The 22,104-nt window shown below is 67.7% G+C and carries 23 protein-coding genes; 8 read left to right on the forward strand and 15 right to left on the reverse strand.

Annotated features, from left to right (window positions below; genetic code table 11):
* Positions 1–195: 195 nt before the first annotated feature.
* A complete protein-coding gene (locus tag M1M07_RS27085) occupies positions 196–1,389 on the forward strand; it encodes an ROK family transcriptional regulator (RefSeq protein ID WP_197251697.1) in 1,194 nt (397 codons plus the stop codon).
* Between the two features lie 13 nt (positions 1,390–1,402).
* Here the strand turns inward: M1M07_RS27085 and M1M07_RS27090 are convergent, their stop codons facing one another.
* The 12 genes from M1M07_RS27090 to M1M07_RS27145 all read right to left on the reverse strand — a co-directional run bounded on the left by M1M07_RS27090 (position 1,403) and on the right by M1M07_RS27145 (position 10,060).
* Complete coding sequence (locus M1M07_RS27090) at positions 1,403–1,789, reverse strand: glyoxalase/bleomycin resistance/extradiol dioxygenase family protein (protein WP_197251696.1); 387 nt, start codon at positions 1,787–1,789, stop codon at positions 1,403–1,405.
* A 110-nt stretch (positions 1,790–1,899) separates the two neighbouring features.
* Positions 1,900–2,394 carry a DUF1992 domain-containing protein gene (locus M1M07_RS27095; RefSeq protein WP_248676170.1) on the reverse strand — a complete coding sequence of 165 codons (495 nt, stop codon included), beginning with the start codon at positions 2,392–2,394 and terminating at the stop codon, positions 1,900–1,902.
* A 24-nt stretch (positions 2,395–2,418) separates the two neighbouring features.
* A complete protein-coding gene (locus M1M07_RS27100; RefSeq protein WP_197251695.1) occupies positions 2,419–2,709 on the reverse strand; it encodes a GNAT family N-acetyltransferase in 291 nt (96 codons plus the stop codon).
* A 9-nt stretch (positions 2,710–2,718) separates the two neighbouring features.
* Complete coding sequence (locus M1M07_RS27105; RefSeq protein WP_197251694.1) at positions 2,719–3,180, reverse strand: MarR family winged helix-turn-helix transcriptional regulator; 462 nt, start codon at positions 3,178–3,180, stop codon at positions 2,719–2,721.
* Between the two features lie 67 nt (positions 3,181–3,247).
* Positions 3,248–3,724 (reverse strand): bacterioferritin, encoded by a 477-nt coding sequence (gene bfr, locus M1M07_RS27110; RefSeq protein ID WP_197251693.1) that lies wholly within the window; start codon positions 3,722–3,724, stop codon positions 3,248–3,250.
* 49 nt (positions 3,725–3,773) lie between these two features.
* Positions 3,774–3,968 carry a bacterioferritin-associated ferredoxin gene (locus M1M07_RS27115; RefSeq protein WP_197251698.1) on the reverse strand — a complete coding sequence of 65 codons (195 nt, stop codon included), beginning with the start codon at positions 3,966–3,968 and terminating at the stop codon, positions 3,774–3,776.
* A gap of 135 nt (positions 3,969–4,103) precedes the next feature.
* Positions 4,104–4,913 carry an AIM24 family protein gene (locus tag M1M07_RS27120; protein WP_248676171.1) on the reverse strand — a complete coding sequence of 270 codons (810 nt, stop codon included), beginning with the start codon at positions 4,911–4,913 and terminating at the stop codon, positions 4,104–4,106.
* Positions 4,910–5,614: an AIM24 family protein gene (locus M1M07_RS27125; RefSeq protein ID WP_197251692.1), complete on the reverse strand. Its 705-nt coding sequence runs from the start codon at positions 5,612–5,614 to the stop codon at positions 4,910–4,912. Before M1M07_RS27125 ends, M1M07_RS27120 begins: the two co-directional genes overlap by 4 nt.
* A gap of 7 nt (positions 5,615–5,621) precedes the next feature.
* Positions 5,622–6,242 carry an AIM24 family protein gene (locus M1M07_RS27130; RefSeq protein ID WP_197251691.1) on the reverse strand — a complete coding sequence of 207 codons (621 nt, stop codon included), beginning with the start codon at positions 6,240–6,242 and terminating at the stop codon, positions 5,622–5,624.
* A gap of 191 nt (positions 6,243–6,433) precedes the next feature.
* Complete coding sequence (locus M1M07_RS27135; protein WP_197251690.1) at positions 6,434–7,591, reverse strand: acyl-CoA dehydrogenase family protein; 1,158 nt, start codon at positions 7,589–7,591, stop codon at positions 6,434–6,436.
* A gap of 34 nt (positions 7,592–7,625) precedes the next feature.
* Positions 7,626–8,819, reverse strand: coding sequence for an acyl-CoA dehydrogenase family protein (locus M1M07_RS27140; RefSeq protein WP_197251689.1), 1,194 nt, complete (start codon positions 8,817–8,819; stop codon positions 7,626–7,628).
* Positions 8,816–10,060 (reverse strand): CoA transferase, encoded by a 1,245-nt coding sequence (locus tag M1M07_RS27145; RefSeq protein WP_197251688.1) that lies wholly within the window; start codon positions 10,058–10,060, stop codon positions 8,816–8,818. Before M1M07_RS27145 ends, M1M07_RS27140 begins: the two co-directional genes overlap by 4 nt.
* Before the next feature lie 337 nt (positions 10,061–10,397).
* Here M1M07_RS27145 and M1M07_RS27150 point away from each other — a divergent pair, with 337 nt between their 5' ends.
* From M1M07_RS27150 to M1M07_RS27170, 5 genes are all read left to right on the forward strand, one after another.
* A complete protein-coding gene (locus tag M1M07_RS27150; protein WP_197251687.1) occupies positions 10,398–11,732 on the forward strand; it encodes an MFS transporter in 1,335 nt (444 codons plus the stop codon).
* 174 nt (positions 11,733–11,906) lie between these two features.
* Positions 11,907–13,037: a thiolase family protein gene (locus tag M1M07_RS27155; RefSeq protein ID WP_248676172.1), complete on the forward strand. Its 1,131-nt coding sequence runs from the start codon at positions 11,907–11,909 to the stop codon at positions 13,035–13,037.
* A gap of 34 nt (positions 13,038–13,071) precedes the next feature.
* Complete coding sequence (locus M1M07_RS27160) at positions 13,072–13,836, forward strand: SDR family NAD(P)-dependent oxidoreductase (RefSeq protein WP_197251686.1); 765 nt, start codon at positions 13,072–13,074, stop codon at positions 13,834–13,836.
* Between the two features lie 38 nt (positions 13,837–13,874).
* Positions 13,875–15,512, forward strand: coding sequence for a class I adenylate-forming enzyme family protein (locus M1M07_RS27165; RefSeq protein ID WP_231610360.1), 1,638 nt, complete (start codon positions 13,875–13,877; stop codon positions 15,510–15,512).
* 296 nt (positions 15,513–15,808) lie between these two features.
* Positions 15,809–16,630 (forward strand): class I SAM-dependent methyltransferase, encoded by an 822-nt coding sequence (locus M1M07_RS27170; protein WP_197251684.1) that lies wholly within the window; start codon positions 15,809–15,811, stop codon positions 16,628–16,630.
* A gap of 288 nt (positions 16,631–16,918) precedes the next feature.
* Here the strand turns inward: M1M07_RS27170 and M1M07_RS27175 are convergent, their stop codons facing one another.
* On the reverse strand, positions 16,919–18,115 hold the full coding sequence (locus M1M07_RS27175) for an acyl-CoA dehydrogenase family protein (RefSeq protein ID WP_197251683.1): 1,197 nt from the start codon (positions 18,113–18,115) through the stop codon (positions 16,919–16,921).
* Between the two features lie 202 nt (positions 18,116–18,317).
* Here M1M07_RS27175 and fabG point away from each other — a divergent pair, with 202 nt between their 5' ends.
* Positions 18,318–19,058, forward strand: coding sequence for a 3-oxoacyl-ACP reductase FabG (gene fabG, locus M1M07_RS27180; RefSeq protein WP_197251682.1), 741 nt, complete (start codon positions 18,318–18,320; stop codon positions 19,056–19,058).
* A gap of 43 nt (positions 19,059–19,101) precedes the next feature.
* On the forward strand, positions 19,102–20,313 hold the full coding sequence (locus M1M07_RS27185) for an acetyl-CoA C-acetyltransferase (protein ID WP_248676173.1): 1,212 nt from the start codon (positions 19,102–19,104) through the stop codon (positions 20,311–20,313).
* 19 nt (positions 20,314–20,332) lie between these two features.
* Here M1M07_RS27185 and M1M07_RS27190 read toward each other — a convergent pair whose 3' ends face one another.
* Both M1M07_RS27190 and M1M07_RS27195 read right to left on the reverse strand, forming a co-directional pair.
* Positions 20,333–21,211, reverse strand: a complete 879-nt coding sequence (locus M1M07_RS27190; protein ID WP_197251066.1) for a LysR family transcriptional regulator — start codon at positions 21,209–21,211, stop codon at positions 20,333–20,335.
* 6 nt (positions 21,212–21,217) lie between these two features.
* Positions 21,218–22,093, reverse strand: coding sequence for a LysR family transcriptional regulator (locus M1M07_RS27195; protein ID WP_197251067.1), 876 nt, complete (start codon positions 22,091–22,093; stop codon positions 21,218–21,220).
* Positions 22,094–22,104 lie beyond the last annotated feature (11 nt).

Below are 22,104 nucleotides of genomic sequence, written 5' to 3' on the forward strand. Positions count from 1 at the left end.
GTGTGGTGGTGGCGGTCAGGGTGACGCCCTGATCGTGCGCGTCCCCAAGTCCTGACCCCCAAGTCCTGACCCCCAAGTCCTGACCCCCAAGTCCTGACCCCCAAGGCCTGATCGACAACTCGCTCACCGGCGGGGCCCGGCGCACGGCTCGACCGCCGATCTCCGCCGGTGAGCGATCGCGCTTACGGTTGATTCATGACCCGAGCGACCCGATCGATCGCCCCCGCGACTGCAGGTGACGTGTTCGCGCTGGTGCGCGCCGGCACCGCGACCACTCGCACCGAGATCGGGCAGCTCACCGGGCTCTCCCGCACCGCGGTGGCCTCCCGGGTCTCGGCCTTGCAGGCGCTCGGGCTGGTCGTCGAATGCGAGGAGGGTCCGTCCACGGGCGGCCGTCCGCCGGCGACCCTCACGTTCGGGGTCGACGCCGGCATCGTCCTCGTCGCCGCGATCGGCCGCAGCCGCACCCAGCTCGCGGTCTGCGACCTGGCCGGTCGTCTGTTGTGTACCGACGACGTGGAACAGGAAATCGGCAACGACCCCGAAGACCTGATGCCGCTCGTCGCCGCGCGTCTCGGGGCGCTGCGCGACACCCTCGGCCCGGAACGCCCGAAGACCGTCGGAATCGGTGTCGCTCTGCCCGGCACCGTCGACGTCGACCGGGGCTGCAGCCGCAACTCACCGACGATGGCCGGGTGGGACGGCGTGCCGCTGCAGCCCTATTTCGCCGCTCTCGGCGACGTGCCGATCTTCGTCGACAACGACGCCAACGCCATGGTGCTGGCCGAGCGTTTCGGTGAGCGGCGCAAGTTCCGCGACATGCTGCTCATCAAGGCCTCCACCGGGCTTCGTGCGGGCATCGTCTCCGGTGGTGTGCTGCAGCGCGGCGCGGTCGGCGCGGTGGGGGAGATCGGTCATACGAAAATCGCTGCGGCGCAAGGCGTCGTGTGCCGCTGCGGCAACGTCGGGTGTGTCGAGGCCGTGGCCGGCGGCTGGGCGCTGGTTCGCGACCTGGAGGCGCTGGGCCGCAGCGTCACCCACATCCGCGACGTCGTCGAACTTGCCGGCAACGGAGACTCCGAGGCGCGCAGACTGATCCGCGACAGCGGCAGACGCATCGGCGAGGTGGTCGCGGGCGCGGTCAACCTGCTCGACCCCGAGGTGCTCGTGGTCGGGGGAGACATGGCCGGCGCCTACGACGTCTTCGTCGCGGGCATGCGGGAAACCTTGTACGGCAACGCGATTTCCACGGCGACGCAGACGTTGCAGATCCTGCCCTGGGCGTACGGCGACCGGTCCGGCATGATCGGGTGCGCCTCCATGACGCTGGATCAGGTGCTCAGCATCGGGGCCGTCGACCGGATGGTCGCGGACCTCGTACGGCGGTGACCGGCCGTCGCGTTCAGCTCATCTCGGCCCGTACCCGTTCGCTCAGTTCGATCACCTGCACGTAGTTGCCGTCCGGGTCCACAACCGTGCCGAACCAGCTGCCGTCGCGGTCCTCCAGCGGCGACAGCCAGGTCGCACCGAGGTCGTCGAGCCGTGCCGCGATCGCCGGAGCGTCGGTGACCTCGATGTTGAGGATCATCCGCCCGGGCTCGGCGTTCTTCCCGCCGACGTCGTCGCGCCGGTCGAGCATGAGGTAGAAACCGTCGAAATCGAGCACGTCGTACGCGGGTTCGCCCGGGGTGCGTTCGACCTTCGGCGCCAGTGCCGCGACGTACCAGTCGCGGAGCCGTTCCGGGTTGCTGCTGGCCAGAAGGATGCTGCCGATCGTGGGTGCGCTCATGTCCGCTCCTCGTCGCTCGGGCACGGCCGGTGCCGTGCACCTCGTACCAGGAACAGACCGGCAACCTGAGCGGAACTCATCGCGTCGAACCCGCCGGCGATCGCACCCCGTCACCCTGAGGCGAAGAGCCTCCGCCACCAAGAGATGCGCGCGGGAGGCGCCGGCACCGGATTCGCCGCGGGCCGATCCACGCGCTGTGCGATCGCGGCACGCCGATCCGCGCGCCACTGCTGCACCGTGTCGTCGGAGTCGACGAGGTGCAGCGGCACGGGCAGCCGGTCGGGTGCGCGCAGGCAGTCGACGATGCGCCGGTTCAGTTCCGCGACGACCTCGCGCACACCGTCCTCGGTCGGGATGTCCCGCACGGTCTCCGGCAGCCGTTCGATCTCCTTGCGCAGCTGCAGCGGCGGCGGGAGCAGCGCCTCGGTGGACAGGCCTTCCCGGCGCAGGTAGTCCTTGACCCACCACAGCTCGTCGTCGCCGTAGTGGGGGATCGGCTTACCCGCGCCGGGCAGGTTGTCGAAGTCGCCGCGTTCCTGGGCGACGCGGATCTGTCGCTCGACCCACGACTCGAAGGTGATGTCCGGACGCTTGCGCTCGGTCATGAGGCCATTGTCCGCGACACACGATCAGTCGGCGATGTCCTGGTACTCGGGGTGCTTCTCGATGTAGGAGTGCACGAAGGGGCAGATCGGAACGATCCGCTTGCCCTGTTCGCGTACGTCGTCGAGGGCGAAGCGCACGAGTTTGCCGGACAGACCCCGGCCCGAGTAGGCGCCGTCGACCTCGGTGTGGTCGAACACGAGCTGGACATCGCCGTCCGGGTGGTACTGGGTGTAGCCGATGACGGTGTCGCCGTCGCGCAGTTCGTATCGCTGCAGGTCCGGGTTGTGGACGGTGATCACGGACGAGTCGCTCATGAATTTCCCCTAGCCGTTTCCGAGCAGGTGCTTGCGCATCGCGGTGAAGGAGTCGCCGAACCGCGTGACGTCCTCCGCGCTGAGCAGGTCGAACATACTCGAACGCACCGCTTCGACATGTCCGGGGCTGGCTTCGTCCAGCTTGGCGGCGCCCTCGTCGGTCAGTTCGGCCAGCGTGCCGCGTTTGTCCTCGGGGCATTCGACCCGGCGGACCAATCCGGCGTCGACGAGGCGGGCGATCGCGCGGGTGGCCCCGCTGCGGGTCGTGACCACGGCATCGGCCAGGGCGCTCATGCGCATGCGTCTACCCGGTGCCTCCGACAGGGCGACGAGCAGTTCGTAGTCCGTCAGCGAGAGGCCGGAGTCGCGGACGAGTTGCCGGTCGAGGGCCGCCATGAGCAGGCGCGTGGCGTCGAGATAGGCGCGCCAGGCGCGTTGCTCGTTGTCGTCGAGCCACCTCGGAGTGTCCATATTGCCAGGATACGCGATATGGTTGCGCGATCAACGACTGTGGCGGCCCTCGGGGCGATTACGGCGATTACTCCGGCGGGGAGACGTGCACGGAGATGTACAGCGGCTCACCCAGCTGCTCGAGCAGTGCGAGCTGGGTTTCGAGGTAGTCGATGTGTTCTTCCTCCTCGGCGAGGATCGACTCGAAGATGTTCGCCGACGTGATGTCGCTGACCGAGCGCATGTACTCGGACCCCTTCCGCAAGCGGTCGCGAGCCTCGATCTCCACCTGTAAGTCGGCTTCGAACATCTCCTTCACGGTCTGTCCGATGCGGATCGACCCGAGCCGCTGGTAGTTCGGCAGGCCGTCGAGGAACAGAATCCGATCGGTGAGTGTTTCGGCGTGACGCATCTCTTCGAACGACTCGGCGCGCGTGTGTGACGCGAGCTTCGCCCAGCCGTTGTTGTCCTGCATCTTCGAGTGCAGGAAATACTGGTTGATCGCGGTGAGTTCGGCAGTCAGCTGCTCGTTGAGATACTCCAGGACCTTCTTGTCGCCCTTCATGGAACCTCCCGGGGTGGAACCATCGAGTTCACCGCCGGGTAGGGGCTGGCTACACGGCGGTCTCGAGTTCGATGTTCTCACTCTGGCGGGCGGCCCGCAGGATCGCCGAGATATTGCGTACGCAACCGCCGCAGTCGGTACCCGCCCGGCATGCCGCGCTGATTTCCCGGGTACAGCGCGCGCCTGCAGCGATCTCAGCCTCGATGTGATTGTGGGTGAGAGCGTGGCAGCTGCAGACGTACATGCGATCGACCAATCTGGAGCGGTGGTACTTAGGATGTCCAAACCTTATCGTACTAAGGCCTGGCTACCCTGTGATCGTAATCACATTGCGACAGATCTGCGTCAGCAGAATGCCCAGCCTTCACCCCGGGTGTGATCAGAACTGTTGCTGCTGTTGCAGCTGCGACGACACCGCATGATTGATGCGTTGCAGTCCGCTGTTCGTCAGCCCCGGCAGTTGTCCCTCGATCATCCGGACCACCGAACTGTCGTCGATCACCTTCTCGCTGGACTGGATGAGCACCGTCCCCGCGCCGGTGAAATCGAACTGCCGCTCCTCGCCGGACTGCACGCCGAACATGCGCGCACCGGCCGCGACGAACCCGGTCACCCAGGACTCGTCGAAGTGATGGCTGGGGGACGGGCAGTCCGCCCAGCCCACCAGTGCCTCCGGGACCACGACGCGGCGCCAGCTGTCGATGCCCGCCTCGATGGCGTCCCGGAAGTCCACCCGCAACGGCGGCTCCGCGAAGATCACCGGGCCGTTCGACGACGCCAGGAACTTGCCGGTTCCGATCAACGTGAGGAAACCGGGCACGATCGACTGGTTCAGCGACAATCCCGGCTCGAAAGCCAGCAGGTTCGCGGCCCGGATGGTCAGGTTGCCGTCGTCGAGATCGTAGGAGTTGATGTCGTAGCCGCGGTCGCCGAGGATCAGCTTTCCGTAGCCCTCGGCGACCACGTAGTCACCCAGATACAACGGTGCCGAGAACTGGTGGGCCACCATCTGCAACAGCTGCCCCTGCAGCCCGTGGGTGAGCGCGGTGAACTGCATCTGGCCGTAGTAGGCGATCATCGCGCCCTTCGACAGGAACCACGGGCTCTGCAGATCGATGCAGTACGCGTAGTTGTTGCCGGGCACGTTGTCGTTGCCGACGAGATGCGACGGATTCAGAACGACACTCACAGCTTCTCCTCTGATGCCTGCACGTAGACGATGCCCTGCCCGGTGCACTCGAGCTGCAGACTCTCGCCCCCGGTCCGGCCGGCGTTGCGCCAGCTCATCGTCGACTTCAGGTCGGTCCGCACCGGCCCGAGCGCCGCGACGAACGACTGTGGATCGACGAACACCGGTGCGGGTCCACCGACCTGCAGCTCGATGATCCCGCCGTGGGCCAGCAGTACCGCCGCCCCGTAACCCGACAACTGGGTGGTGAACATGCCGGTGCCCGTCACCATGCCGGTGGCCGCGCCGCGCAGCGCTCCGAGCAGACCGCCGCCACCGCCCCCCGCGGCCGCCGGAGCGGCGGACGCCTGCACGACCGCGCTCTGCAGGCCCGAGGTGTGCGCGAGCAGTCGTGACGCCTCCACCCGCAGTTCCCCACCGGCGGGCATGTCCACGATGTGGGTTTCGAGGCCGCGGAATCCGTAGTGCACGACGCCGTTGCCCTGCGCGACCATCGTCGCCTCGTGCTCGCCCTGCATCATGCGTCCGGCCATCGCCGCGATCCCGCCCAGACCGGGCATACCGCCGGCACCGGGAACCTGATGCGGGCTGAAATGCACTGTCCCCGTGTAGAAGAGCATCGCGCCGCGGCGTGCAACGACGGGCCCCGACTGGTTCAGGTCGACGCGGACGACCTTGTTGTTGACCTTGGTGAAAGTCATCGTCTTCCTACCGTTCCGCCGGCTGGATGGACACGACACCCATCCCGTCCCACTTGAGCGAGAAGGCTTCGCCGCTGCCCTGACCGATCGCGGACCGCCACGACACGTCGGTGACGAACGACTGCGTCAACTGTCCCTTCGCGCAGACGAAGGCATCCGGGTCCACGACCAGTGGGTACTGGGGAGAGACCTCGAGGTGGATCAGCGGCCCGCCCGACGACAGCAGTGCGACCTGCCCGGTGCCCGTGACCGTCGTGGTGAACAGTCCCTGACCGCTCATGCCGCCCCGGACACCGGCGAACGCGACATTGGTGGAGAGGTTCCCGTTCAGAGCCAGCAACTGCTCGGACTCGACCTGCAGCGTCTCGTTGTTCAGGTCGAGCACGGTCACGTTCCGGCCCCGATGTGCGAGATAGACGACGCCGGTGCCGCTGGCTTCCATGAGCGACAGCCCCTCACCGGTCGCGCGCTGCCGCAGGCCCGCGAGCACGCCCTCGCCGCCGCCGAACCCGGCCGACTTGAAGTTCACCTGGCCTTCGTAGGCCACCATCGAGCCCGACAGGGCGCGGATGCTGGTGTTGCTCAGCTGGGCCTCGATGACCCGTTTCGATTTCTCGAGCAGTCGCATGGCGCGAAACGATAGCGGGTGCAGGTCGTGCGCGCCTAGCGGCAGTCGACTGTCGAATGTGCTGCTCGTCCCGAACAGGATCCGGCCCGGTCCGCGTGTGGCGGGCCGGGCCGGATACAGGGCATGTCTCCAATCCCAATTTCGGTGCGAGAAGGATTGGGAGACACGGACCGGTCGTGCCTGTGGGGGTTCTACAGGCCGAGATCCTTGGCGATGATCGTCTTCATGACCTCGCTGGTGCCGCCGTAGATGCGGCTGACGCGCGTGTCCGCGTACAGGCGCGCGATCGGGTACTCGGTGATGTAGCCGTAGCCGCCGTGCAGCTGCAGGCACTTGTCGATGATGCGTCCGGCCACTTCGGTGCCGAACAGCTTCGCGCGGGCGGCGTCGGGCACGGTGAGCTCACCGCGGTCGTGCAGTTCGAGGGCGTTGTCGACCATCAGCTGCAGGGCCTGCAGCTCCGTCGAGCATTCGGCGAGCACGAACTTCGTGTTCTGGAACGCGGCGACCGGCTTGCCGAACACCTTGCGGTCCTTGGTGTATGCGATCGCGTGCTGCACCGCGGCCGCCGCGGTTGCCGACGCACCGAACGCGATGGTGAGCCGCTCCTGCGCGAGGTTGTGGGTCAGGTACTGGAAGCCCTTGCCCTCCTCGCCCAGCAGGTCCTCGACCGGAACCTTGACGTCGGAGTACGACAGCTCCGCGGTGTCGGAGGTCTTCAGGCCGATCTTGTTGAGCTTGCGGCCGACCGCGAAACCTTCGCTGGTGGTGTCGACGACGAGGATCGACAGGCCGGCCCGCCGGTTCTCGGGATCGAACGGCGAGGTGCGGCACACAGTGAGGATGCGGTCGGCGAGCGCGCCGCCGGTGATGAACGTCTTCGCGCCGTTGATCACGTAGTGGGTGCCGTCCTCGGACAGCTTGGCGGTGGTGGCGATGTTCGCGAGGTCCGAACCGGTGCCCGGCTCGGTCATGGCGATCGCGAACATCAGGTCACCGGAGCAGAATCCCGGGATCCAGCGCTGCTTCTGCTCCTCGGTTCCGTACTCCAACAGGTACGGCAGGATGAGGTTCGAGTGCACCGAGTACGACCCGAAGGTGACACCGGCGGCCGAGCATTCCTCGGCGACAACGGCATTGAACTTGATGGACGACTCGCCGCCGCCGCCGTACTCCTCCGGTGCCTGGATGCCGAGGATGCCCAGCTCGCCGAGACGGTTGTAGAACTTGCGCGGGGGATGCCCGTCGGCCTCCCACTCGTGGTACACCGGCGCGACTTCCTTCGCGATGAAGTCGCGCACCGTCTCGCGGAACGCCTCGTGATCCTCGTTGTACACCGTACGCTGCACGGTCGAACTCCCTCTGGTTGTCCGGTTGGTCGAATTACAGTGCGTAACTACGCAGTACACCCTTGCTGATGATCGTCTTCTGGATCTCGCTGGTGCCTTCGCCGATGAGCAGGAACGGCGCTTCGCGCATGAGCCGTTCGATCTCGTATTCCTTGGAGTAGCCGTAGCCGCCGTGGATGCGGAAGCTGGCCTGGGTGACCTCCGAGCAGTACTCGCTGGTGAGGTACTTGGCCATGCCGGCCGCGACGTCGTTGCGTTCGCCCGAATCCTTCAGGCGCGCAGCGTTGACCATCATCAGGTGGGCTGCCTCGACCTTGGTGGCCATCTCCGCGAGGGAGAACCCGATCGCCTGGTGCTGTGCGATGGGCTTGCCGAAGGTGGTGCGCTGCTGGGCGTACTGCGCGGCGAGCTCGAACGCGCGGATCGCGACACCGCACGCGCGGGCCGAGACGTTGACGCGGCCGACCTCGACGCCGTCCATCATCTGGAAGAAGCCCTTGCCGGGGACGCCGCCGAGAATGTCGGTGGCCTTGGCCTTGTAGTTGTCGAAGATGAGCTCGGTGGTGTCGATACCCTTGTAGCCCATCTTGTCGATCTTGCCGGGGATGGTGACCCCGGGGACGACCTCGCCGAATCCGGCGGGCTTCTCGACCAGGAAGGTGGTCAGGTTCTGGTGCGCCTTCTCGGCGCCCTCCTCGGTCTTGACCAGCGCGGCGACCAGTGTCGAGCTGCCGCCGTTGGTCAGCCACATCTTCTGGCCGTTGATGACGTAGTCGCCGCTGTCGTCGCGCTTGGCCTTGGTGCGGATCGCGGCGACGTCCGAGCCGAGTTCGGGCTCGGACATGGAGAAGGCACCGCGGGTCTCACCGGTGGCCATCTTCGGCAGGTAGTAGTTCTTCTGCTCGTCGGTGCCGTGCTGGCGCAGCATGTACGCGACGATGAAGTGGGTGTTGATGACGCCGGAGACGCTCATCCAGCCGCGGGCGAGTTCCTCGACGCACAGCGCGTAGGTGAGCAGCGACTCGCCGAGGCCGCCGTACTCCTCGGGGATCATCAGGCCGAACAGGCCCATCTCCCGCATCTGGTCGACGATCGCCTGCGGGTAGGTGTCCGAATGCTCGAGTTCCTGCGCGTTCGGGATGATCTCGCGGTCGACGAATGTGCGGACGGTGTCCAGGATTTCGGTCTGGAACTCGGTCAGGCCGATCGTCTGGGCGAGGCGGGTCATGCGTGATCCTTCTGGTTGATGCGGACGGTGCCGGCTGCGGCGAGGGCGTCGACCTCGTCGCCGGTGAGACCGAGGTGCTCGACGAGCACGTCGGCGGTGTCGTCACCGTTGGCGGGAGCAGGGCGGACGGCCGGGTACCCGCCGTCGAACGACATGGGTACGGCGGCCGCGGAATAGGTGCCGATGCGCGGCTGCTCGAGCCGCTGGAACATCGGATTGTCTGTGACCCGGGGGTCGGCGGCGAGCTCGGCGAACGTGCGGTAGCGCTCGTGCAGGATGGAGGTTCCGTCGAGCGCGGCCTCGACCTCGGCGGCGGTGTGGGCACCGAACCACCCGGCGAACAGGCCGCCCAGCACCGCACGGTGCTTGTAGCGTTCGCCCTCGATGCGGAAGTCGGCACCGAGCGCGGCTTCGACGGCGGCGACGGCCGCGGTCGTGCCGGTCAGTTCCGTCAGGTCGCGGAAGTGCCGCGGGGTCAGCGCGACGATCATGAAGCGGGCGCCGTCCGAGGTTGCGAAGTCGCAGCCGTAGGTCCCGTAGACGGCGTTGCCGACGCGGCCGCGTCCGGTCAGGCCGAGCTGCGCCTCGGCGATGTAGCCGAGATTGCCGACCGTCGCGAACGCGACATCCTCCAGCGGCAGAACGATCTTGGTGCCCGCTCCGGTGACCTCGCGGCGGTACACCGCGGACGCCACCGACAGCGCGGCGTACAGACCGCACGAGACGTCCCACGCGGGCAGCACGTGGTTGACCGGGCCGTCGAGATTCTCCGGGCCGGTGACCTGCGGGAAGCCGGCGGCGGCGTTGACGGTGTAGTCGACGGCGCCGGTGCCGTCGGCACGCCCGAGCACCTGTACGTGGATCAGGTCGGGACGGATCGCGGCCAGGACGTCGTAGTCGAGCCAGTCGCGGCCGGCGGCGTTGGTGACGACGATCCCGGCGTCGATGATCAGGTCGCGGATCAGCTTGTGCGCGTTCGGATCACGGAAGTCCGCGGCGAAGGAGCGCTTGCCCTTGTTCAGGTTCGCCCAGTAGATCGACTCGCCGTCCTCGGTCAGCGGCCACCGCTTGTAGTCGGCGGCTCCCCCGATCGGGTCGATGCGGATCACGTCGGCGCCGAGGGCGGCGAGGGTCATTCCGCACAACGGCGCGGCCACGAAGCTCGACACCTCGATCACGCGCACACCGGCCAGGGGTGCCGTGGACGAAGGGAGCTCGTCGGTGGAAGCGGTGGAGTTCATGCGTTGCCTGTCCTCGTCACGAGGTCCGGGCACACCTGTCCCGAACCGATTGCCACGTCAGAATGCAACACATCTCACCTACGGAACCAGGACCGTTCGGCTATCGGACGGTTAGCGCACACCAATGAGCTGATCGTCGAACTGAGCGCGGTTCACAACCGCTTTCGGTCCGGTTGTGATCTTTCATAGGTACGAGTGATCGATCCGTTCACATACGGCTCTTTGCGGTCCGTGAGATGGGTCACGTTCAATGTGTACGACGCCAGGCGTGATCTTCCACGTAGAGGCCGGGGCAGGTCCCCGCTTCCCACCCTCCGAGTTCTGAAGGGACTCCCCAGTGACTACAGGCGAAATCGTCAACGGCAGATCGGACACTCCCGATGCCGCGGGAACGAAGGCATCCGCCTTCAAGGTGACCGCGGGCCGCGCATGGGGGATGACCGGGCTGGTCATCTTCCTCTACGTCGTCAACTACGCGGACAAGGCCGTCCTCGGCATCATCGCGAAGCCGCTGAAGGAAGACCTCGGCCTCACCTCGTCGCAGATCGGCCTGGTCGGTTCGCTCTTCTTCGTGACGTTCACGATCGGCGGGTTCCTCGCAGGCCCGCTCAACAAGTACCTGACCCTGCGGTGGGCGCTGCTGGCACTCGGCCTGATCTGGTCGGTCGTCATGCTCCCGCTCGTCGTCTCGGCGTCGCTCGGATTGCTGATCGTGTGCCGCATGCTCCTCGGCCTGGCCGAAGGACCGAGCTCGGCACTCATGCATGCCGCGACCTACTCGTGGCACCCGCCGGCCAAGCGTGGTCTGCCGGGCGCGTTCCTCGCCGGCTCGGCGTCGGTTGCGAAGATCGCCCTCGCCCCCGTGCTCACGTACATCACGGTCGAGTACGGCTGGAAGATGGCGCTGATCGCGCTCTCGGTCCTCGGTGGCGTGTGGGTCCTGTCGTGGCTGTCGGGCTGGAAGGAAGGTCCCTACACCGCGAAGGTCGTCAAGGGTGGTGACGCCGCGAGCGCATCCACCGAGCCGTCCGTCCCGTGGACCAAGATTTTCCTCAACCGCACGTTCGCGAGCTGCGCACTTCTGATCATCGTTGTCTACGCGCTGACCACCGTCGTCCTGACCTGGCTTCCCTCGTACTTCCAGGACGGCCTCGGCTACAGCCAGCTCCAGGCCGGTTCCATGTTCGCCTTCCCGTCGATCGTCGGCCTGTTCCTCATGATCGTCTCGGGTTCCGTCACCGACCGCCTGGCCGGCAAGGGCACCAGTTCCCGGGTCGTCCGCATCATCGTGCCGTGCGTCGGCGTGCTCATCTGCGGTGCCGTGCTGGTCTTCCTCCCCTACATCGGGACGCCGGCCCTCGCTGTCGCCGCGGTCTCCATCGGCTACGGCTTCGGTGCGATCGTGTTCCCGCTGATCAACGCCGCGATCTCGGAGCTGTGCCCGCCGCAGCAGACCGCGGGCACCATGGGTGTGTTCCTCGCGCTCATGGCGATCGGTGGCCTGGTCGCCCCGTACGCGACCGGTGTCATCGTCGACAACGCCGCGACTCCGGCCGAGGGTTACGCCACCGCGTTCCAGGTCATCGGTGTCCTCGGTGTGATCGCCGCGGTGCTGGTGCTGGCGCTCGCGAACCCCGATCGCGACCGCAAGCTGATCCGCAGCGAGGCCTGACGAAAGTAGTGGCATAGCTTCCACCTAACGGAAGCTTCCGCCGAAAGACTTTCCCTCACCGGCCGGGTGCGTGGTCTCCTCGAATGTGAGGACCACCACCCGGCCGGTCATCGTTTTCCCTTCGCCACGGTTGCCCGGCAACCGTGTCCCCGCAACAGCAAAGGACCGATTCGCATGCGCGATGCCGTGATCGTCGACGCCGTCCGGACCCCCATCGGGCGTCGCGGTGGCGCACTGTCCGAGATCCACCCCGTCAACCTGTCCGCACACGTGCTGACGGCGCTCGCCGAGCGGACCGGCCTCGACCCGGCCACCATCGACGACGTCCAGTGGGGCTGCGTCAGCCAGGTCGGCGACCAGGCCGGAATCGTCTCGCGCAGTGCGGTGTTCGCGGCCGGATGGCCGGTCACCGTGCCCGCCACCACGATCAACCGCGCGTGCGGCTCCAGCCAGCAGGCCGTGTCCTTCGCCGCCGCGACCGTCATCTCCGGCCAGAACGACGTCGTGGTCGCCGGTGGTGTCGAGTCCATGAGCCGCGTGCCGATGGGCAGCGCCAGCAAGGACGGCCAGCACTTCCCGCAGAACGTGCGCGACCGCTTCGGTGTCGAGGGCTTCAGCCAGGGCATCGGCGCCGAGATGATCGCCGAGAAGTGGGGCTACTCGCGCACCGCACTCGACGAGTTCTCGCTGCGCTCGCACGAGCTGTCCGCCGCGGCCACCGATGCGGGCGCCTTCACCGGCCAGATCGCCCCCGTCGGCGACTTCGCCACGGACGAGGGCATCCGCCGCGGCGGCACCCTCGAGTCGCTCGGCAAGCTCAAGACCGTCTTCAAGGAGGACGGTGTCATCCACGCCGGCAACTCCTCGCAGATCTCCGACGGCGCAGGCGCCCTGCTCATCACCAGCAGCGAATACGCTGCGGCGCAGGGCTGGACCCCGCTCGCGCGCATCCACACCGCCGTCGTCGCCGCCGACGACCCGGTCGTCATGCTCACCGGCCCGATCCCCGCGACCGAGAAGGCGCTGAAGCGTTCCGGTCTGTCCATCGACGACATCGGCGCCTTCGAGATCAACGAGGCGTTCGCCCCGGTGCCGCTCGCGTGGCAGGCCGAGACCGGCGCCAAGCTCGACCGTCTCAACCCGCTCGGCGGTGCCATCGGCGTCGGCCACCCGCTCGGCGGCTCCGGCGCGATCCTCATGACGCGTCTCGTGCACCACATGCGCGACAACGGAATCCGCTACGGCCTGCAGTCCATGTGCGAGGCCGGCGGCATGGCCAACGCCACCATCCTCGAACTCCTCTGACCTGACCCGCATCGACCGAAGGAAATCGAACACCATGGAACTCAAGGGACTTTCGATCGCGATCACCGGAGGCGCCTCGGGCCTCGGCCTCGCCACCGCGCGCCGCGTCCTCGACGCGGGCGGCACCGTCACCCTCATCGACCTGCCCACCTCCAACGGCGCGGACGTCGCGGCCGAACTCGGTGACGCTGCGGTCTTCGCCCCCGCCGACGTCACCGACGCCGACCAGTTCGCCGCCGCCCTCGACGTCGCGCACGAGCGCGGCGGGCTGCGCGGCGTCGTCCACTGCGCCGGTGCCGGCCGCAAGATGCGCGTGCTCGACAAGGAAGGCAAGGCCGGGTCGCTCGAGGACTTCGAGTTCGTGATCCGTCTCAACCTCATCGGCTCGTTCAACGCGCTGCGTCTCGGCGCCGAGCGCATGGCGCAGCTCGAGCCGATCGACGGTGAGCGCGGCGCGGTCGTCATGACCGCTTCGGTCGCGGCGTTCGAGGGCCAGATCGGGCAGATCAACTACTCGGCGTCGAAGGCCGGCATCGTCGGCATGACGATCGTCGCCGCCCGCGACCTGGCCAGCAAGGGTATCCGCGTCAACACGATCGCCCCCGGCATCATGGACACCCCGCTGCTCGCCCGCCTGCGCGAGGACGTGCGCGCGTCGCTCGAGGCGACCGTCCCGAACCCGTCCCGCCTGGGCCGCCCGGACGAGTTCGGCCGCCTCGCGGCGTCGATCCTCGAGAACGGCTACATCAACGGCGAGACGATCCGTCTCGACGGTGCCATCCGCATGGCTCCTCGGTAAACGGCTGTTTAGCAATGGATCTCAGCACTCTTACCCAGATGCACCTGACCTACCCGCAGGTCTCCGTCGCCGTGTGGGCGCAGAGCATGGGTGCTCGCTACGGGGACCGGCTCGCCATCGTCGACGGTGACCGCACCTGCACGTACCGCGAACTCGACGAGCGGTCCGCGCAGTTCGCGAGCGCGCTCGCCGCGTCCGGTGTGCGGCCGCGAGATGTGGTGCTGCTGCACATCGGCAACTGCATCGAGTTCGTCGTCGCCTACTACGGCACGCTGCGGGCCGGTGCGACCGTCACCCCGGTCAACCCGCTGCAGCCGCTGCCGGGTCTGCGTCGCCAGATCGAGGAGACCGGCGCGGTCGTCGGTGTCAGCCAGCCCGCGCAGGCACAGACCCTGCGGGACGCCGCGGCCGGTACGTCGCTCACGACGGTGGTGGTCGCCGGTGACGGGGTCGTCGCGGACGGCCCGGTCGTCGGGTTCGACGCGTTCCTCGCCGGGAAACCCACCGAGTTCGCGGCGGCCGAGGTCACCGGCGACGACGTCGCGCACCTCGCCTTCACCGGCGGTACGACCGGCATCTCGAAGGGCGTGCGGGTACTGCACCGCAACGTCGTCGGCAACGTCACCCAGATGTGCGCGTGGCGCGCGGGGCACGCCGTCCGGGAGACCCCCGACGGCCTGGTCACGCTCGAGCCGATCGAGGAACTCGACATCTACGGCGTCCAGCCCGGCACGGGCTCGACGGTCGTGGTGTCGCCGCTGTTCCACGCGCACGCGCTGATCAACACGTCGTTCCTGCTGATGTGCGGATTGACGCAGGTGATGGCCGGCCGTTTCGATCCCGCGCGCATGCTCGAGCTCATCGAGAAGCACGAGGCGAGCTACATCACGGGCAGCCCCGCGATGTGGCATTCACTGGCCACCCATCCGGATGTCGCCACCCGCGACACCTCGACGGTGCGGGTCGTCTCGTCCGGTGCCGCGCCGATCGACCGCGGCACGCTCGAAGCGCTGGTCACGGCGTTCCCCAATGCGCGGGTCACCGAGGGCTACGGCCTGACCGAGGCGACGTGTGTGGTCACGGCCAACCCGCTGGGCGTCGGCACGGACTACCGCCTCGGCAGTGTCGGGATCCCGATCTTCGACACCGAGGTGCAGATCCGCGCGCAGGGCACCACGACCGAGGTCGGTCCCGGGGAGCACGGTGTGCTGTGGGTCCGAGGACCGCAGGTCACCGACGGCTACCTGAATCATCCCGACATCACGGCGCAGCAGTACGTCGACGGATGGCTCGACACCGGTGACATCGCCTACAAGGACGAGGACGGCTACGTGTTCATCGCGGACCGCGCGAAGGACATGCTGATCTACAAGGGCTACAACGTGTACCCGCGTGAGCTCGAGGAGATCCTGGTGTCGCACCCGTCGGTGTCGACGGCCGCGGTGATCGGCCGCGACGCCGGCGCGGTCGGGCAGGAGCCCGTCGCGTTCGTGGTCCCGCGTGACGGCGCCGACGTCGACGAGGCTCAGCTGATGGCGTTCGTCGCCGAACAGGTGTTGCCGTACAAGAAGATTCGCGATGTCGTGGTGGTGGATGCGCTACCGACGTCGGCGGCCGGCAAGATCCTCAAGACGGATCTGCGGTCGCGACTGGCGGAGGTCGCGCTGCCGAGCTGACGACGAACCCCCTCCCTCGTATCCGATCCCGTGTATCCGAGCGAACGGCACGCTCGGTCGGTTGAAGGAGACGAGCGGTACATTCGCTCGGTCACGGGGGAGGGTTACCCGACGATGCAGACCGGTGGCGGCGTCCCTCGATGGGACGCCGCCACTCGGCGTCTGCGGCGCCGCCTCGCGGGATTCGGGTGCTGCGGTGCTGATCACGGCCGACGAGGAGACCGCCGTGTTCCCCCTCATGGGAAATTACCGTACATTATTCCTCTAAAGTAAGCCTTAGCTGATTTGAGGACGAGATGAGCGACGACAAGAGCACCGCAGGATCCTCGGGAGAACTCCCCCTCGCCGAACGCGACGCCGCACATGTGCCGGGGCACTGGCTGCTTGCACGTCTGGGCAAGCGCGTCCTGCGCCCGGGCGGCAAGGAACTGACCGAGCGGATGCTCGCCGACGCGAAGCTCGTCGGCGCCGACGTCGTCGAACTCGCTCCCGGCCTCGGCCGCACCGCACAGGACATCGTCGCTGCCGGACCGAAAAGCTACGTCGGCATCGAATCCGACCCGAAGGCAGCCGATCTCACGCGCCGCGCGATCGCCGGCAACGGGACGGTCGTGTCCGGTGACGCCGCAGAAACCGGTCTCGACGACGCGTCGGCCGACGTCGTCGTCGGCGAGGCCATGCTGACGATGCAGACCGACAAGCACAAGGCGGAGATCGCCGCCGAGGCGCATCGCGTGCTGCGCGACGGAGGCCGCTACGTCATCCACGAACTCGCGATCGAACCGGACAACGTCGACGACGAGGTCAAGACCGAGATCCGCAAGACGCTGGCCCGTTCCATCAAGGTCAACGCCCGCCCGCTGACGGCGCAGGAGTGGAAGGACCTGCTCGTCGATGCCGGCTTCGAGGTCGACGTCGTCGGGTTCGCCCCCATGAAGTTGCTGGACCCGTCGCGGATCGTCGCCGACGAGGGTCTGCTCGGCACCCTGAAGTTCGTTTCGAATGTGCTGCGCGACTCGGACGCTCGCGCCCGGGTGCTGCAGATGCGGTCCACGTTCACCAAATACCGCAACCATCTCGTCGCGATCGAGGTCGTCGCCCGCAAGAAGGCCGCCTGACGCTCTCTCCAGCAGATCGTTAACTCCAGCGCACCTGCCCGGTGACCGGCCGGTGAACCGAGCGGGAGGTTGTGCGCAAAAACTTCGAGAATATCGCACACAACCTCCCTCTCGGTGGACTCTCAGCGTCCGCGTACAGACGCGAGATCGGAACCGGTGCCGGGTTCGGTCATCGCGATCGCGGTCATGATGTCACCGGAGACGAACCTTCCCTACACGACACAGCCCCGGCGCCATCCGCGTGAGCGGACAGCTCCAGGGCTGTGTGTTGTTCTGTTACAGCGGGATTCAGCCGCGCTGGGCCTGCTTGACGAGCCCGCCGCCGATGATCAGGCGCTGGATCTCGCTGGTGCCCTCGTACAGGCGCAGCAGGCGCACGTCGCGGTAGATGCGCTCGACGGGAACCTCGCGCATGTAGCCGGTGCCGCCGTGGATCTGCACCGCGAGATCGGCTACCTTGCCGACCATTTCGGTGCAGAACAGCTTCGCGACCGACGGTGCGATGCGGCGGTCGGTCTCCTCGACCCACGCCTTCGCGGCGTCGCGGACGAGCGCGCGACCGGCCATCACTCCGGTCTGCTGATCGGCGATCATCGCCTGCACCAGCTGGAAGTTGCCGATCGGGGTGCCGCCCTGGGTTGCGGTGGCCGCGTAGGCAACCGACTCGTCGAGCGCGCGCTGCGCCTGACCGACGGACAGCGCGGCGATGTGCACGCGACCGCGGGCGAGCGAGACCATCGCGGCCTTGTAGCCGACGTCCTCGCTGCCACCGACGAGCGCGGAGTTCGGCACGCGCACATCGGTGAACGCGACGTCCGCGGTCCAGGCGCCTTCCTGGCCCATCTTGGCGTCCTTGTTGCCGACCTGCACACCCGGAGTGTCCGCGGGCACGAGAAACACGGCGATGCCGGTGCCGTTCTCGTCGGCCGGACGGGTGCGGGCGAACACGACGAACAGGTTCGCCAGCGGCGCGTTGGTGATGAAACGCTTCTCGCCGTTGATCACCCAGTCGTCGCCGTCGCGCACGGCCTTGGTGCGCAGGCCCGACGGGTTGGACCCGGCGCCGGGCTCGGTGAGCGCGAACGACGCGACGACCTCGCCGGAGGCGATGCCCTCGAGCCACTGTGCCTTCTGCTCGTCGGTACCGAAGTTGACGAGGACCTGCCCGGCGATGCCGTTGTTGGTGCCGAACATCGAGCGCAGCGACAGAGTGGTGTAGCCGAGTTCCATGGCCAGTTCCGCGTCCTGCTGCAGGTTCAGGCCGAGGCCGCCCCACGCCTGGGGGATCGCGTATCCGAACAGGCCCATGTCCTTGGCCGCCTGGCGGATGTCGTCCGGGATCGCGTTGGTGTCGGCGATCTCCTGTTCACGGGGCACCACCACATTGCGCACGAAGGCACGCGTCTGCGCGAGGATCTCCTGGAAGTCGTCGTCGTCGACCTCGGGGGCCGGAACGGACTTGGTGGCTGTCGACGAAGTGGTCATGGCAACAACCATCGATCGTTCCGGGCGGCCTGTCCAATACGAATGGGGTATCTCCACATAGGCACTGTCGATGGTTCCGACGGGGTCGACGGCACGGTTCCGCCGTTATATTCGGATCATCAACTCGTGCGGACTGTCCGCACCTGCCGCTCGTGTGCCTTCCACCGATCCTCTCGGAAGGTCGCATGCCGAAAGGATTCGCATGTCTTTGCTGGAGAACCGTACTGCCGTCATCACCGGTGGGGCCCAGGGCATCGGTTTCGCGATCGCCCAGTCCTTCGTCGAGCAGGGAGCCAAGGTCGTCATCGGCGACCTCGACCTCGATGCCGCGACCGCCGCGGCCGAGAAGCTCGGTGGCCGTGACGTCGCGCGTGCCGTGAAGGCGAACGTCGTCGAGTCCTCCGACTGGGACACGCTCCTCGCCGAGGCTGTCGACGGATTCGGTTCGCTCGACGTCGTCGTCAACAACGCCGGCATCACCCGCGACGCGACGATGCGGACGATGACCGAAGAGGACTTCGACCTGGTGATCGCGGTGCACCTGAAGGGCACCTGGCACGGCACCCGCAAGGCGTCGGCGATCATGCGTGAAGCCAAGCGCGGTGCGATCGTGAACATCTCGTCGCTGTCCGGCAAGGTCGGCATGGTCGGCCAGACCAACTACTCGGCCGCGAAGGCCGGCATCGTCGGCCTGACCAAGGCCGCCGCCAAGGAGATGGCGCACCACGGCGTGCGTGTCAACGCGATCCAGCCCGGCCTGATCCGGTCCGCGATGACCGAGGCCATGCCGCAGAAGGCATGGGACCAGAAGATGAGCGAGATCCCGATGGGCCGCCCGGGTGAGGTCGACGAAATCGCTTCCGTCGCACTGTTCCTCGCGTCCGACATGTCCTCCTACATGACCGGCACGGTCCTCGAGGTCACCGGCGGCCGCTTCATGTGATCGCGTCCCGCGACGCCATCCATCTCCCTCTCGAAAGGTCATCATGCGCGACGTAGTCATCTGCGAACCGGTTCGTACCCCGATCGGCCGCTACGGCGGAATGTTCAAGTCCCTCACCGCAGTCGACCTCGGCGTTGCGGCGCTGAAGGGTCTGCTCGAGCGGACCGGGATCGCACCGGACGCGATCGAGGACGTCATCCTCGGCCACTGCAACGGCAACAGCGAGGCCCCCGCGATCGGTCGCGTCGTCGCGCTCGACGCCGGACTGCCGATCACCGTGCCGGGCATGCACATCGACCGCCGCTGCGGGTCGGGTCTGCAGGCCGTGATCCAGGCCGCGCTCCAGGTGGGCAACGGCGACAACGACGTCGTGGTCGCCGGTGGCGCCGAGTCGATGTCCAACGCCGCGTTCTACTCCGTCGACATGCGCTGGGGCGGCGCCCGCACCGGTGTGCGGATGCACGACGGTCTGGTCCGTGCTCGCGAGACGGCCGGCGGCAAGTTCTACCCGGTGCCCGGCGGCATGATCGAGACCGCGGAGAACCTGCGCCGCGAGTACTCGATCTCCCGCGCCGAGCAGGACGAGCTCGCCCTGAACTCGCACCTGCGGGCCGTCGCCGCCCAGAAGAACGGGATCCTCGCCGAGGAGATCGTCCCGGTGACCGTGACCAGCCGCAAGGGCGACCAGGTCATCGACACCGACGAGCACCCGCGCGCCGACATCAGCCTCGAGTCGCTCGCCGCGCTCAAGCCGATCATGGGCAAGCAGGACCCCGAGGCGACCGTCACCGCCGGCAACGCCAGCGGCCAGAACGACGCCGCGTCGATGGCGATCGTCACCACCCCGGAGAAGGCCGCCGAGCTGGGGCTGACCCCGCTGGTGCGGATCGTCTCGTGGGGTCTGGCCGGCGTCGCACCGAAGATCATGGGCATCGGCCCGGTCCCGGCGACCGAGAAGGCGCTCGCAAAGGCGGGCATCACCCTCGCCGACGTCGACGTCATCGAGCTGAACGAGGCCTTCGCGGCCCAGGCGCTCGCCTGCACCCGCGAGTGGAAGTTCACCGAGTCGGACTTCGAGCGCACCAACATCCACGGTTCCGGCATCTCGCTGGGCCACCCGGTCGGCGCGACCGGTGGGCGCATGCTCGCGACCCTCGCGCGTGAGCTGCACCGCCGCGACGGCCGCTACGCGCTCGAGACCATGTGCATCGGCGGCGGGCAGGGCCTGGCCGCGATCTTCGAGCGCGTGGCCTGATCCGACGCAGGCAGCCGGGTCAGGCGTTCGCCGACCGCACCAGGTCGACGAACGCCTGACCCACCGCCGACAACGAATCGGGATCGAACACGAGCCCGAACGCGCGGGTGAACGTGGGGTCGCAGGGCCGCACCACCGCATGGTCCTGCGCGGATTCCGCGAGTTGCCGTTCGACGAGCGAACCACCGAGACCGGCCAGCACCATCGGCAGCCGGGCCTCGCGATGATCGGTCACCACGCCGACGTCGAGACGCACACCGGCCCGCCGCATCGCGGAGTCGATGCTGTCACCCATCGCGCCGCCGCCGCGGGGAACCAGCACCATCGGAATGTCCGGCATGGCGGCGAGCGGCACGGGGCCTTCCGGAAGGTCGGTGCCCGGGGGATACGCGAGCCAGTACTCCTGCTCGCCGAGCTCGATCACCTCGAGTCCGTAGCCCCCTTCGATCGGGAGGTGGGACACCACGAACTCGCAGTGACCGTCCCGGATGAGCGAGGCGGCGGTCTCCTCGGCGCGGAACTCCCCGAACCGGACCGCCACCTTCGGGTGGGCCTTGCGGAACTGGGCGACGAGATCGACGAGCGGGTCGATCGCCAGCGCCGGGAACACCGCCATGTCGAGACGGCCGGTGATCTCCCCTTCCAGCGACGTGAACAGGTCTTCCACGCCTCCCACATCGCGCAGGATCTGGCGGCTCGGGCCGATGAGGCTGTGCCCGGCCGCGGTGAGCACCATCCCGCGTCCGATCCGGTGGAACAACTGCACGCCGAGTTCGCGTTCGAGGCTGCGCAGCGCCTGCGAGACCGTCGGCTGTGCGACGCCGAGCGCGGCCGCAGCACCGTTGATGCCGTCGTTCTCCACCACGGCGAGGAAGTATTCGACCTGTCGGAATTCCATGTGCGACTACGCTCCCGTCGTCCCGTTGGTGGCGATCGCGACGAACGCGGCGGCCGCCGGTGACGGTTCCCCGGCGCGCAGCACGAGGCCCACCGGCCGCGACATCGGCGGATCGAGCGACCGCACTGCGGCCGTGGGCATCTGTGCTTCGGCGACCTGCCGGGGAGCGATCGTCGCGCCGGTTCCCCGCATCACCAGTTCCCAGGTGGCCGAGGGATGCGCACAGTCGACCGCGATGTCGAGGTCCTTGCCGTCGGTGAGTTCCCCCGACTGCATCGCGTCGGTCCGGTTCGTGAGGTCGACGACCAGGGGGATCGAGGGGAGCAGCGAACGAGGCACCGGATTCGGGAGGCCGTCGGCGAGGTTCGGCGGTACCGCGAGCACCAGTTCCTGCTCGACCACCGGCACGGTGATCATGCCCGCGTGTTCGACGGACAGGTCGGTCACACCGATCTCCGCCTCCCCGCGCCGCAGCGCGGTGTGCACGCCGGCCGGGCCGTCGGTGGCGACGACCCGCACGAGGATGCCGGGATAGCGGCTGCGGAAGCGACGCACCAGCTCGATGACGGGGTGGATGGAGAACGCCGAATAGGTGACGATCTCGATGCGGCCGGCGGCGAGTTCGCGGACCGCGGCGACCTTGCTCTTCGCGCGGTCCACGTCGGCGAGGATGCGGCGTGCGGCGACCTCGAAGGATCTACCCTCGTCGGTCAGTGTCAGGCGGCGACCGGTGCGGTCGAACAGCGTCGTGCCCAGGCGGCGCTCGAGCGTGCGGATCGCCTGGGACAGCGACGGTTGCGAGATGTAGAGGGACTGCGCGGCTTTCGTGATCCCACCGTGGTCGACGACAGCGACGAAGTAGGTCACGAGATGCAGGTCCACGCGGCTATCCT

This window comes from Rhodococcus sp. HM1, from assembly GCF_023218075.1.
Taxonomy (GTDB): Bacteria; Actinomycetota; Actinomycetes; order Mycobacteriales; family Mycobacteriaceae; genus Rhodococcus.

What these genes read in the sequence shown, in the direction of transcription:
- M1M07_RS27085 (WP_197251697.1), top strand. Translation starts at nt 196, where the DNA reads ATGACCCGAGCGACCCGATCGATCGCCCCCGCGACTGCAGGTGACGTG.
- M1M07_RS27090 (WP_197251696.1), bottom strand. Translation starts at nt 1,789, where the DNA reads ATGAGCGCACCCACGATCGGCAGCATCCTTCTGGCCAGCAGCAACCCG.
- M1M07_RS27095 (WP_248676170.1), bottom strand. Translation starts at nt 2,394, where the DNA reads ATGACCGAGCGCAAGCGTCCGGACATCACCTTCGAGTCGTGGGTCGAG.
- M1M07_RS27100 (WP_197251695.1), bottom strand. Translation starts at nt 2,709, where the DNA reads ATGAGCGACTCGTCCGTGATCACCGTCCACAACCCGGACCTGCAGCGA.
- M1M07_RS27105 (WP_197251694.1), bottom strand. Translation starts at nt 3,180, where the DNA reads ATGGACACTCCGAGGTGGCTCGACGACAACGAGCAACGCGCCTGGCGC.
- bfr (WP_197251693.1), bottom strand. Translation starts at nt 3,724, where the DNA reads ATGAAGGGCGACAAGAAGGTCCTGGAGTATCTCAACGAGCAGCTGACT.
- M1M07_RS27115 (WP_197251698.1), bottom strand. Translation starts at nt 3,968, where the DNA reads ATGTACGTCTGCAGCTGCCACGCTCTCACCCACAATCACATCGAGGCT.
- M1M07_RS27125 (WP_197251692.1), bottom strand. Translation starts at nt 5,614, where the DNA reads ATGACTTTCACCAAGGTCAACAACAAGGTCGTCCGCGTCGACCTGAAC.
- M1M07_RS27130 (WP_197251691.1), bottom strand. Translation starts at nt 6,242, where the DNA reads ATGCGACTGCTCGAGAAATCGAAACGGGTCATCGAGGCCCAGCTGAGC.
- M1M07_RS27140 (WP_197251689.1), bottom strand. Translation starts at nt 8,819, where the DNA reads ATGACCCGCCTCGCCCAGACGATCGGCCTGACCGAGTTCCAGACCGAA.
- M1M07_RS27145 (WP_197251688.1), bottom strand. Translation starts at nt 10,060, where the DNA reads ATGAACTCCACCGCTTCCACCGACGAGCTCCCTTCGTCCACGGCACCC.
- M1M07_RS27155 (WP_248676172.1), top strand. Translation starts at nt 11,907, where the DNA reads ATGCGCGATGCCGTGATCGTCGACGCCGTCCGGACCCCCATCGGGCGT.
- M1M07_RS27160 (WP_197251686.1), top strand. Translation starts at nt 13,072, where the DNA reads ATGGAACTCAAGGGACTTTCGATCGCGATCACCGGAGGCGCCTCGGGC.
- M1M07_RS27165 (WP_231610360.1), top strand. Translation starts at nt 13,875, where the DNA reads ATGCACCTGACCTACCCGCAGGTCTCCGTCGCCGTGTGGGCGCAGAGC.
- M1M07_RS27170 (WP_197251684.1), top strand. Translation starts at nt 15,809, where the DNA reads ATGAGCGACGACAAGAGCACCGCAGGATCCTCGGGAGAACTCCCCCTC.
- M1M07_RS27175 (WP_197251683.1), bottom strand. Translation starts at nt 18,115, where the DNA reads ATGACCACTTCGTCGACAGCCACCAAGTCCGTTCCGGCCCCCGAGGTC.
- fabG (WP_197251682.1), top strand. Translation starts at nt 18,318, where the DNA reads ATGTCTTTGCTGGAGAACCGTACTGCCGTCATCACCGGTGGGGCCCAG.
- M1M07_RS27185 (WP_248676173.1), top strand. Translation starts at nt 19,102, where the DNA reads ATGCGCGACGTAGTCATCTGCGAACCGGTTCGTACCCCGATCGGCCGC.
- M1M07_RS27190 (WP_197251066.1), bottom strand. Translation starts at nt 21,211, where the DNA reads ATGGAATTCCGACAGGTCGAATACTTCCTCGCCGTGGTGGAGAACGAC.